We start from the raw sequence: 11,415 nt of genomic DNA, 5'->3' as shown, positions 1-11,415 counted from the left end.
CGGCGCAGCGAAATCCAGAATATCGTGTTCCGAACAATAGTTTAGAGGAGGCAGTTTGATGAAAAAGAGTTTCACTTTCTTGGCTGTGGCTGCTCTGGCGATCAGTGTCCCGGGCCATGCCATGTTGCAAGATGAGGCACCCGGTGTCGACGGCGCGGAAGAAGCGGAAGAGGATCCGGAACAGCGTATTCGTTGTCAGACTCGGCGCGTCACCGGATCCAACGCACGGCGTATTCGCACCTGTTTGACGATAGCGCAGTGGAGAGAAATGGCACGCGACGGCAGTCGCGATGCACGGAACGTGATCAGGTCAGCCGGGGCATGCCCTTCGCCTGACGCGGGTTGCTAGGGCCGATAGACATTTCCCTCTTGTTACACGGAAAAAACATCGACGGAGTGCCTGATGAAGCATGTCCTACCCGTTATTGTCCTGTCAGGCATCTGCTGCGTGACACCGGTTTACGCTCAGCCTGCCGATGATGAGCCCGCGGAAAATGCGGTGATGGAGACTGAAATCGATCCGTCGCAACGTGTGCGTTGCCAAACCCGGCGCGTTACGGGGTCTAATGCGAGGCGCATCCGCACCTGCCTGACCGTTGCCGAATGGGCTGAGTTGGCGCGCAGGGGCAATCGCGATGCGCGACGCGTGGTGGATCAATCGACTCGCGATTCGATCAACCGGAACCTTGATCCCGGCACCTAAGCTTCGCCGTTATCGGCGGCATCAGGATGTCAGGCGGTTTTCCGGAGGCAAGTCAACGGACGCGCGTCACCGAGATAAAGCCGGTCCGCCCTTCGACACGCAGCCGATAGCCGCCGATGCCGCCGCGCGAGACGGTCGCCGTCGATCCGATCCGGATGCGGCCGCGCAAGCTGCTATTGTTGCCCTCGCGCCAGATCTGGCCGTTTTCGAGCAGGAACACGCGCCGCCGCGTCCCGTCGGTGAAGGTTTCGGTAATCGTCGACGTCACCTCTTGCGGTTCGGGGGGTGCCAGTTCGGCGACATCGTCCGCGCTGCCGCCGCTCCGCTCCGCTCGGCGCACTTCGCGCTCATAGCGCTCTTCGATCTGCGTTGCCGAGAGCCCGAAATCCTCGGCGGTCCTGCGCCGTCGCCGCTCTTGGCGCGCCTCTTGGGCGGCATCGGCCCCGGCGAGCGCGGCGTCGAAACAGGCGAGCCGCGCGGGCCCTTCGGTAATGGTTCCGCATTCGCGAAACGGTTCCAGCGCCTCCCCTTCGTCATCGGCATGAGCAGGCGTAGCGATGAACAGCGGCAGGACCGCCGCACAGGCAAGGGAAATTCGGGAAATACGCATGGCCACCAACTCCGGATGTTCGATCTGGACGATACTGATTACGGGCGCATCATTACCGATAAAGGAACTTCTGGCTAGCCTTTGTGGTCATTCTCTCCGGCTGCCTGACAGCGCCCAGGCGATCGGCGCGGCAAGTCCGGCCGGCCGGATCGGTCTTGCCGGCCGGCATTCGAAATCCGAGGCCAGGTGTTTTGCGAAGGCGGCGATTCCCTGCTCGTCCTGTGCAACCCCGAGCAACGCCGCAAGCACTTCGCATTCCTGTGCGATATTGGTTTCGATCCGCTCGAGTTCGGCCGCACTCTTTTTGCCGCCCAGTCGGATTGCATGGTCCATGCCAGCCGCGATCTCACGGACCACCGACTGATCGGGATGGCTGCGCGCGATTAGCGAGAAGGTCTGGCTCAGCATCGCGGTATTTCCGCGCGGCTGGGCGGCGGCCGTGCGCGCCATATCGAAAATCGCGGAGCCGGCGATCGCGCTCAGCGCCGCATGCCGCCTCCTATTCTGTCCGACGATCGGGCTGTCGGCATGATGGATCACGAACTGGAACCGTGCGCCCGGTTTCGCGACACACGCCATTTCGGGCGCGCAGGCCTCGATATCGGCATATTCGACCCCGAACTGACTGGTCAGGCCATCGAAATGACCGTCGTCGAAGGGCAGATTGGCGATATCCGTTCCGCCGATCAGTCGAATCTTTTTCGACCGGCTTTTGGGCAATGCGGCATAGTCGACGCCGACAAGATCGAGATCGCCATTACCGCGCAACAGCGACCGCATCACGGCGCCCGTTCCGCAGGCAAGATCGATCAGCCTGCTTCCGCGATCGAACCCGCGGGCGAATTGCGACCAGGTGCGCGCCAACTCCGCTTCGACCGCGGGCGGCGCACCGGGCAGGCACCCTCCGGCGTCGCCCATCTGCGTCCAATAGGCGCTCCATGCATCTGCGGTATCCATGGACGGCGGCTTAGCCGAAAGTCATCGCCAGCGCACCATCGCCTTCGTCGACTTTCACCATCGTGCCGTCGGCCACGTCGCCGCGCAGGATCGCATCCGCGAGCGGGTCCTGCAGATATTTCTGCACCGCGCGCTTGAGCGGTCGCGCGCCATAGACCGGATCGTAGCCGACGCGCCCGAGCCATTCGCGCGCCTTGTCGGTCAAATCGATCTCGATCTTGCGGTCCTTCAGGAGCTTCCGCACGCGCGCCACCTGGATATCGACGATCGGCGCCATATGGGCCTGGCTCAGCCGGTGGAAGAGGATGATCTCGTCGAGCCGGTTCAGGAATTCGGGCCGGAAATGCCCACGCACGGTTTCCATCACCTGCGGCTCGACCTCCTCGACCGTCTGCTCGTCGCCGAGCGAGGAGAGATACTGGCTCCCCAGATTGCTGGTCATGATGATCAGCGTGTTGGAGAAATCGACGGTGCGGCCCTGGCCGTCGGTCAGTCGCCCGTCGTCGAGTACCTGCAGCAGCACGTTGAAGACGTCGTTATGCGCCTTTTCGACCTCATCGAACAGGATGACCTGATAGGGTCGCCGGCGCACGGCTTCGGTCAGCGCGCCGCCCTCGTCGTAACCGACATAGCCCGGAGGCGCGCCGATCAGGCGGGCGACGGAGTGCTTCTCCATATATTCGGACATGTCGATCCGGACCATCGCGCCTTCGTCGTCGAACAGGAATTCCGCGAGCGCCTTGGTCAGTTCGGTCTTGCCGACTCCGGTGGGGCCGAGAAACAGGAAGCTGCCGAGCGGCCGGTTCGGGTCCTGCAGACCCGCGCGCGAGCGGCGTACGGCGGTGGATACCGCCTTGACCGCGTCTTCCTGTCCGATCACCCGCTTGCCAATATGCTCTTCCATCGCGAGCAGCTTTTCGCGCTCGCCCTCGAGCATCTTGTCGACCTGAATCCCCGTCCAGCGGGAAACGACCGAAGCGATGTCCTCGCTCGTTACTTCCTCGCGCAGCATCGCCCCCTCGGTCGCCTCGCCGGCCTCTTCGAGTTTCTTTTCCAGATCGGGGATCGTACCGTAGGAGAGCTCACCGGCCCTGCCGAGATCGCCGGCACGTTCGGCCTGTTCGAGCGCGATTCGCGCGGCATCCAGCTCTTCCTTGAGTTTGGCTTCGGACTGGATCTTTTCGCGCTCCGCCTGCCAGCGCTGGGTCAGGCCGGCCAGTTCCTCCTCGAGATTGGCCAGTTCTTCCTCGATAATCGCCAGCCGATCCTGCGAGGCCTGGTCATTTTCCTTGGTCAGTGCCTCGCGCTCGATCTTGAGCTGGATGATCCGGCGGTCGAGCGTCTCGATTTCCTCGGGCTTCGATTCCACCTCCATCCGGATGCGCGACGCTGCTTCGTCCATCAGGTCGATCGCCTTGTCGGGCAGGAAGCGGTCGGTGATATAGCGCTCCGAGAGCGTGGCGGCCGACACCAGCGCGCCGTCGGTGATCCGCACGCCATGATGCAGTTCGTACTTCTCCTTGATCCCGCGCAGGATCGAGATCGTGTCCTCGACACTCGGCTCCTCGATGAAAACCGGCTGGAAACGCCGTTGCAGCGCCGGGTCCTTCTCGACATGCTTGCGATACTCGTCGAGGGTCGTTGCACCGATGCAATGCAGTTCGCCGCGGGCGAGCGCGGGCTTCAGCAGGTTGGACGCATCCATCGCGCCTTCCGACGCGCCTGCGCCGACCAAGGTGTGCATCTCGTCGATGAAGAGGATGATCTCGCCCTCGGCACCCTTCACCTCGTCGAGCACGCCCTTCAGCCGCTCCTCGAACTCGCCCCGATATTTGGCGCCCGCGATGAGGGAGCCCATATCGAGCGAGAGCAGGGTGCGGTTCTTCAGGCCATCGGGCACATCGCCGTTTGCGATGCGCAGCGCGAGCCCTTCGGCGATCGCGGTCTTGCCGACACCGGCCTCGCCGATCAGCACGGGATTGTTCTTGGTTCGCCGGGCCAGGATCTGGATCGTGCGGCGAATCTCCTCGTCGCGCCCGATGATCGGATCGATCTTGCCCTCGCGCGCACGGTCGGTCAGGTCGGTCGCGAATTTCTTCAAGGCGTCATATCGATCCTCGGCGCTTGCCGTATCCGCTGTTCGCCCGCCGCGCAATTCGTTGATCGCGCTGTTGAGCGCCTCGGCTTTCACCCCTGCTGCATCGAACGCATCGCCCGCCGGCGTGCCCTTGGCCATCACGAGCGCGAGCAACAGCCGCTCGACCGTCACGTAGGAATCACCGGCCTTGGTCGCAATCTGCTCGGCCGTATCGAGGACGCGCACGGCATCGTTGGCTAGCTGCGGCGTCTGCTGGGCGCCGCCGCCCGACACCTGCGGTACCTTGGCCAATGCCTCGTCGATTTCGCGGATCGCCGCTTCGGCGCTGCCGCCAGCGCGCGCGATCAGCCCGGCCGCCATGCCCTGCTCGTCTTCGAGCAGCGCCTTGGCCAGATGCTCGGCCGTAACCTGTTGATGATGCATGCGGATCCCCACCGTCTGGGCCGATTGCAGAAAGCCCTTGGCGCGATCGGTAAATTTCTCGAGATTCATCGTCCCATCCCTGTATCGTTTCTCGGCCCGATATAGTGTTGCAAAAATACAACACAAGGCACTCGCAACATTATCTTTGTCGACAGATTTAGGCGTTCGTCGAGCGACCGCAAGCGCCGCTTGCGCGCGCTTTTCGCGGCGCTATGGTCGAGAGAGAAAATCCCGGGAGAAATATCCGATGCGTTTCATGAAGCTGGCACTCTTGGCGCCGCTCGCCTTTCTCGTTTCGCCCGCTCAGGCGCTTGATCGTCATGCCGCTCAGCCGGCCGGGCCCCAGCCCAATGCGACCGCAGCGGACCTCGTCGACCAGGTTGCGATTCCCTATGAACGCTTCACGCTGGACAACGGTTTGCGCGTCATCGTGCACGAGGATCGTAAGGCGCCCGTGGTGGCGGTTTCGATCTGGTATCATGTCGGATCGCGGCATGAACCCGAAGGCCAGACCGGTTTCGCGCATCTTTTCGAACATCTGATGTTCAACGGGTCGGAAAATGCGCCGGGCGATTTCTTCGAACCCTTGCGCGAGATCGGAGCGACCGATTTCAACGGGACGACCTGGTACGACCGGACCAACTATTTCCAGACCGTGCCGACGCAGGGGCTCGAACTGGCGCTCTATCTCGAATCCGACCGGATGGGGCATCTGCTCGGTGCGGTGACCCAGGAAAAACTCGATAACCAGCGCGGTGTCGTCCAGAACGAAAAGCGGCAGGGCGACAACCAGCCCTATGGTCTGGTCGATTATGCGCAAATCGATGCATTGTTCGGCGCCGGCCATCCCTATGGCCATTCCACGATCGGCTCGATGGCGGATCTCGACGCGGCGAGCATGGCGGACGTGCAGGCCTGGTTCCGCCGGCATTACGGCCCCGACAATGCCGTGCTCGTGCTGGCCGGCGATATCGACGCCGCGACCGCCCGGCCGCTTGTCGAACGCTATTTCGGCGACATTCCGCGCGGACCCGAGACCGAACAGGTCGATCCCGGCGTGCCGACGCTCGAAGAACGGCGCGAGATCGTGATGCAGGACAATGTCGCGACCACGCGGCTCTACCGGACCTGGGTCGTGCCGGGTCTCAACGATCCGGTGACGACCGACCTCGACGTCGGCGCTGCAGTCTTCGGCGGGCTCGCCAGTTCGCGGCTGGACAATATTCTGGTCCGCGATGAGCAGACGGCGGTCGCCGTTCGCGCCTTCGTCCAGCAGTTCGAATATGTCAGCCTGTTCGAAATCCAGGTCGACGTGGCGCCGACGGCGGACGCCGATGCGGTTTCGGCGCGCCTCGACGCGCTGATCGCGGATTATATCGCCAATGGCCCGACCCAGGATGAGGTGAATCGGCTGGCCATGAGCCGGATCGCGGCCCGGCTTGCGGGGCTCGAGCAGGTCGGCGGTTTCACGGGCAAGGCAACCGTACTGGCAACGGGCGAACTCTATTCGGGCGATCCCGGCTTCTATCGGACGCAGCTGGAACGGCTGGGCGCTGCGACGCCTGAGTCGGTGCGGGCCGCGATGCAGCAATGGCTGACGCGGCCGGTGCTCGCATTGCGCGTCGATCCCGGCGAACGCGGGGAATATGAAGAAGCGGCTTCGGTAGCCGGGGAACGCAGCGGGGGTCTCCATAACCCCGCCTTTTATCTCCAGCCGGACGAAGCGGAAGCCACTGCCGAGGACGGCACCGCTTCGCTCGGCACACGGAGTGTGCCCCGGCCCGAAGTCGGCATGACCGAGGATCTCGATTTTCCCGAGGTCGAACGCGGCACGCTTTCCAACGGTGTCGACGTTCGTTTCGTCCGTCGAACCGCCGTGCCGACCATCCTTACGCAGCTCAGCTTTGATGTCGGTAATGCCGCGGATCGCGCGGACCGGCTCGGTACCCAGGCACTCATGCTGGCGCTGATGCCCGAGGGTACGACGAGCCTCAATTCGATCGGGATCGCCGAGGCGCAGGAGCGGCTGGGCGCGTCGATCAGCTCCGCGGCGAGCCTCGACCGGACGACGGTCGGCATCTTTGCCCTAGCGCCCAATTACGGGCCCTCGCTCGATCTGCTGGCCGATGTCGTCCGCAACCCCGCCTTTGCGCCCTCCGAAATCGAGCGGCTGCGCGCCACCCAGCTAGCGGCGATCGCGGCCGAGCGTACCCGGCCGTCCAGCCTTGCGAGCCTCAATCTCTGGCCCGTGCTTTTCGGGACGGATCATCCCTATGGCCGGCCGCTGAGCGGCCTCGGAACGCCGGCATCGGTGAGCGCGATCACGCGCGAGGACCTGTTCGACTTCCACCGCGAGTGGATCCGGCCCGACAAGCTCAGCATCCTCGTCGTCGGCAACACGACGCTGGACGCGGTGATCGCGGCGCTCGAACCGCGCTTCGGCGACTGGACCGGCGAGGGCGCGGCGGGCGCCAAGTCGATGGACGCGCCGATCCCCGAGGCCAGTCCGCGGATCATTCTTGTCGACCGGCCGAACTCGCCGCAATCCTATATCTATGGCGGGCAGGTACTCGATCTCCGGGGCACCGACGAATTGCTGCCGCTGCTTACCGTCAACGAGGCGCTCGGTGGCAGCTTCCTCTCGCGGCTCAACATGGATCTGCGCGAAACGCGCGGCTGGTCCTATGGCGTACGCGGCTCCGTGAATCGCTTTGCCGGACCGGTCAGCTATACGATCCGCGCGCCCGTTCAGGCGGACAGGACCGGCGATTCGATTGCGGCGCTGCAGGAGCAGGTGGAGACATTCCTCACAAGCGACGGCATTCGGCCGGTCGAATTCAATCGTGCCATTGCGGGCAGTATTCGCAGCCTGGCGGGGAGCTTCGAGACATCGGGCGATATCATCGGCGGCATGTCCCGCAACATGCTCTACGAACGGTCGGACGATTATTATGACGGAATCGCCCAAATGTATCGCTCGCTCGACCGGGCGCAGCTTGACGCTACGGCGCGCGAGACAATCGATCCGGCTGCCTTTACATGGGTCGTTGTCGGCGACGCGGCGCAAGTCCGGGAACAGCTTGACGCATTGGGCCTGCCTGTGGAAACAGTCGGGACCGAATAACTGACATCACTGTAAGGAAGGAATTGCTATGACGGACGTAACCGGAACCTGGGACTCGGTCGTGAACTCGCCGATGGGCGAGCAGAAATCGACGATGACGCTGAATCAGGAAGGCGACACGGTCACCGGCACCAATGCGGGCGCCACGGGTTCTGCCGACGTGCAGGAAGGCAAGGTCGACGGCGATACCTTCACCTGGAAGATGGACATCACGGTCCCGATGCCGATGACGCTCGAAGGCACCGCGACAGTCGAAGGCGACAAGATGGCCGGCAACATCAAGGCCGGCGCTTTCGGCGAGATGCCGTTCACGGCCACCAAGACGGGCTAACCGTTTCCGGCATGCGCGGCTTCAGAAGAGCTGCGTGACATGCCCCATTTTGCGACCCGGGCGCGCTTCCCCCTTGCCATACAGGTGGAGGTGTGCCCGGTTTGTTTCCAGCCATTGCGCCCAGTCATCGGCCGCCCCGCCGATCAGGTTGTGCATTTCGACCCGCTCCGCCATCACGCCGGTATCGCCGAGCGGCAGACCGCAGATCGCCCGGATATGGTTTTCGAACTGTGAGGTCGCGGCGCCTTCGATCGTCCAATGGCCGCTATTGTGAACGCGCGGCGCCATTTCGTTGAAGACCGGCCCCTCCGCACTGGCGAAGAATTCGCAGGTCAGCACGCCCACATAGTCGAGAGTATCGGCGATAGTGCGCGCCAGATCGCCGGCTGCCGCCTTCTGCTCGGCGACGATACCGCCGCCCGGCGCGCTCGACTGCGCCAATATGCCGTCCTCATGCCGGTTCTCCGGGGCATCCCAGACCCGCACTGTGCCATCGTTCGCGCGGACGATCAGGATTGAAAATTCCTTTTCGAACCGGACGTGGGCTTCGAGGACGGATGGCTTCTCGCCGATCTCGGCCCAGGCCCGGGCCGCCTCGTCGGCGTCCTTTATCCGCACCTGTCCCTTGCCGTCATAGCCGAACCGCCGGGTCTTGAGGATCGCCGGCGTTCCGATCGCCTGAAGAGCGTCCTGAAGATCGTCCAGCGAGGAAACGGCGCGATAGTCGGCCGGCCGGCCGCCATGGCTGACAACATAGTCTTTTTCGGACAGCCGGTCCTGCGCCAGTTCGAGCGCAGCGACATTGGGCTGCACCGGTACGATATCGGCAAGGCTGCACAGCGGGCCGGCAGGCACATTTTCGAACTCATAGGTGACGACATCGACCTGCTGGGCAAAGTCGCGGAGCGCTCCTTCGTCCGCATAGTCGCCTTGGACATGACGCGCCGCGACATCGGCGGCACAGGGCGCCTCCTCGGGCGCATAGATGTGGCAGCGATAACCGAGCTGCGCAGACGCCATGCTCAGCATCCGGCCAAGCTGGCCGCCGCCGATGATGCCGATCGTCGAGCCGGGGGCGAGGCGCCCCGCCTCGGCATTCATGCCTGGGGTTCTTCGTCGACGGCATCGGTCTGCGACTGGCGCCACTGGTCCAGCCGCGCGGCAACGCTGTCATCTTGCGTCGCGATGATCGCCGCCGCGAACAGCGCCGCGTTCTTGGCTCCGGCAACGCCGATGGCGAGCGTGCCGACCGGAATACCGGCGGGCATCTGTGCGATCGACAACAGGCTGTCCATGCCCTTGAGCGCCTTGGATTCCACGGGAACGCCCAACACCGGCAGCCGCGTCATCGAGGCGGCCATCCCCGGCAGGTGTGCGGCGCCGCCCGCGCCCGCGATGATCGTCTTGAGCCCGCGATCGGCCGCCGATTTCGCATAATCGTAGAGCCGGTCCGGCGTGCGATGCGCGGAGACGACCTTGCATTCATGCGCGATACCCAGTTCGGTCAGGATTTCGGCGCCATGGCGCATCGTCTCCCAATCGGAACGGCTGCCCATGATGATGCCGATAAGCGGCGTGTCGGTCATGCTTCGTCCTGCGCTTTGAGCCAGAAGAAGCGATTTCTTCTAGTGCCAAGCCGGGCGCCGCGCAATGGCGCCGGGCGGTCAGCGTTCGGACAGATAATAGCGGTCGCGCGCGCTCAGATCGTCGGCGAGGTCGTAGACGATCGGCTGGCCGGTCGGGATCTCGAGACCCGTAATCTCGTCGTCCGGAATTTCCGACAGATGCTTGACGAGGGCGCGCAGCGAATTGCCATGGGCTGAGATCAGCACCCGCTTGCCGTCTCGCAGGGCCGGCGCGATCCGCTCCTCCCAATAGGGCAGCACGCGCTCGATCGTGTTTTTCAGGCTCTCGCTCTTGGGCACATCCACACCTTCGTAGCGCCGGTCCCTGCTCAGGTCGTATTCGCTGCCATCCTCCATCGGTGGCGGCGGCGTATCGAAGCTGCGGCGCCAGATATGGACCTGTTCATCGCCATGCTTGTCGCGCATCTCCTGCTTGTTCAGCCCGGTCAGCCCGCCATAGTGGCGCTCGTTGAGCCGCCAATGTTTCTCGACCGGCAGCCAGAGCCGGTCCATCTCGGCGAGTGCAAGATTGAGCGTGCGGATCGCGCGCGTTTGGAAACTGGTGAAGCACAGATCGTGATCGACGCCCTTGTCGCGCATCAACTCGCCGGCGGCTTTCGCTTCGGCGATGCCCTTCTCGGTCAGATCGACATCCCACCAGCCGGTAAACCGGTTTTCGAGATTCCATTGGGACTGGCCGTGCCGGATGAGGACGAGCTGGGGCATGGAGGACTCCTCTGACGATTGGCGCTTTCCTTAGCGTCCCTGTCCCGCGATACAACAGCGGGCAGGCGAGGAGGAGGATATCCATGGCGATCGAACGCAGCGTGACTGTTTATGATGGACCGGGCGGTCCGTTCGAAGGAATGGCGGTCGCCGATACCGCATGGGACGGTCCGTGCCCCGGCGTCATGATCGTGCCGAACGTGCTGGGGACGAAAGAGGCCGATTTCCGGACCGCCGAACGGATCGCGGGGCTCGGTTACGCGGCGTTCGTCGCGGATCTGTATGGCCAGGGGAACCGTGCGACCCGCGAAGACGAATCCCCGACCCGCTTCATGGACGCCTTGAACGCCGATCGGGGCCTGCTGCGGGATCGACTGCACGCGTCCCTCTCGGCGATGCAGTCGCTCGACGCTGTCGATCCGGACCAGGCCGCGGCCATCGGCTATTGCTTCGGCGGCAAGTCGGTGCTCGACCTGGCCCGCAGCGGTGCCCGCGTTCGCGGCGTCGTCAGCTTTCACGGTATCTACGATGCGCCGCCCTTTCCCAATGCGAACGAGATGACGGCGAAGATCCTCGTCTGCCACGGCTGGGATGACCCGCTTGCGCCGCCCTCGGCGGTTGACGCGCTGGCGAAGGAATTGACCGACGCCGGCGTCGACTGGCAGCTCCACGCCTACGGCCATACCGGCCATGGTTTCACCGACAAGAGCGCTAATATGCCGGAGCGTGGCGTGGTCTATCAACCCGATGCCGACCGCCGGAGTTGGAAAGCGATGACCGATTTTCTCGCAGAAATTTTCGAATAACCGCTCCGCATG

At 63.8% G+C, this 11,415-nt stretch carries 10 protein-coding genes; 4 read left to right on the top strand and 6 right to left on the bottom strand.

Annotated elements, in window-relative coordinates:
- Positions 1–403: 403 nt before the first annotated feature.
- Entirely contained in the window at positions 404–703 is a 300-nt protein-coding gene (locus tag HFP57_RS11005; protein ID WP_176869808.1) for a hypothetical protein, read from the top strand.
- Between the two features lie 52 nt (positions 704–755).
- Here the strand turns inward: HFP57_RS11005 and HFP57_RS11000 are convergent, their stop codons facing one another.
- The 3 genes from HFP57_RS11000 to clpB form a co-directional block, all read right to left on the bottom strand.
- Positions 756–1,313: a hypothetical protein gene (locus HFP57_RS11000; protein ID WP_176869807.1), complete on the bottom strand. Its 558-nt coding sequence runs from the start codon at positions 1,311–1,313 to the stop codon at positions 756–758.
- Between the two features lie 87 nt (positions 1,314–1,400).
- A complete protein-coding gene (locus HFP57_RS10995) occupies positions 1,401–2,270 on the bottom strand; it encodes a class I SAM-dependent methyltransferase (protein WP_176869806.1) in 870 nt (289 codons plus the stop codon).
- 10 nt (positions 2,271–2,280) lie between these two features.
- Complete coding sequence (clpB, locus tag HFP57_RS10990) at positions 2,281–4,860, bottom strand: ATP-dependent chaperone ClpB (protein ID WP_176869805.1); 2,580 nt, start codon at positions 4,858–4,860, stop codon at positions 2,281–2,283.
- Positions 4,861–5,038: 178 nt separating this feature from the next.
- On the opposite strand from clpB, the gene HFP57_RS10985 reads away from it, so the two are divergent.
- Entirely contained in the window at positions 5,039–7,915 is a 2,877-nt protein-coding gene (locus HFP57_RS10985) for a M16 family metallopeptidase (protein ID WP_246263106.1), read from the top strand.
- 28 nt (positions 7,916–7,943) lie between these two features.
- Entirely contained in the window at positions 7,944–8,246 is a 303-nt protein-coding gene (locus HFP57_RS10980) for a hypothetical protein (protein WP_176869804.1), read from the top strand.
- A gap of 21 nt (positions 8,247–8,267) precedes the next feature.
- Here HFP57_RS10980 and HFP57_RS10975 read toward each other — a convergent pair whose 3' ends face one another.
- From HFP57_RS10975 to gpmA, 3 genes are all read right to left on the bottom strand, one after another.
- A complete protein-coding gene (locus tag HFP57_RS10975) occupies positions 8,268–9,347 on the bottom strand; it encodes a 5-(carboxyamino)imidazole ribonucleotide synthase (RefSeq protein WP_176869803.1) in 1,080 nt (359 codons plus the stop codon).
- A complete protein-coding gene (gene purE / locus HFP57_RS10970) occupies positions 9,344–9,832 on the bottom strand; it encodes a 5-(carboxyamino)imidazole ribonucleotide mutase (protein ID WP_176869802.1) in 489 nt (162 codons plus the stop codon). Before purE ends, HFP57_RS10975 begins: the two co-directional genes overlap by 4 nt.
- 78 nt (positions 9,833–9,910) lie before the next feature.
- On the bottom strand, positions 9,911–10,597 hold the full coding sequence (gpmA, locus tag HFP57_RS10965) for a 2,3-diphosphoglycerate-dependent phosphoglycerate mutase (RefSeq protein ID WP_176869801.1): 687 nt from the start codon (positions 10,595–10,597) through the stop codon (positions 9,911–9,913).
- 83 nt (positions 10,598–10,680) lie between these two features.
- Here gpmA and HFP57_RS10960 point away from each other — a divergent pair, with 83 nt between their 5' ends.
- The gene (locus tag HFP57_RS10960; protein ID WP_176869800.1) at positions 10,681–11,403 is read left to right on the top strand and encodes a dienelactone hydrolase family protein; all 723 of its coding nucleotides are present in this window, start codon (positions 10,681–10,683) and stop codon (positions 11,401–11,403) included.
- Positions 11,404–11,415: the final 12 nt, after the last annotated feature.

It is taken from the genome of Parasphingopyxis algicola (assembly GCF_013378075.1).
GTDB classification, from domain to species: Bacteria; Pseudomonadota; Alphaproteobacteria; order Sphingomonadales; family Sphingomonadaceae; genus Parasphingopyxis; species Parasphingopyxis algicola.
The sequence above is the reverse complement of the archived record's forward strand: the minus strand, read 5'-3'. Positions and strand labels throughout refer to the sequence as shown.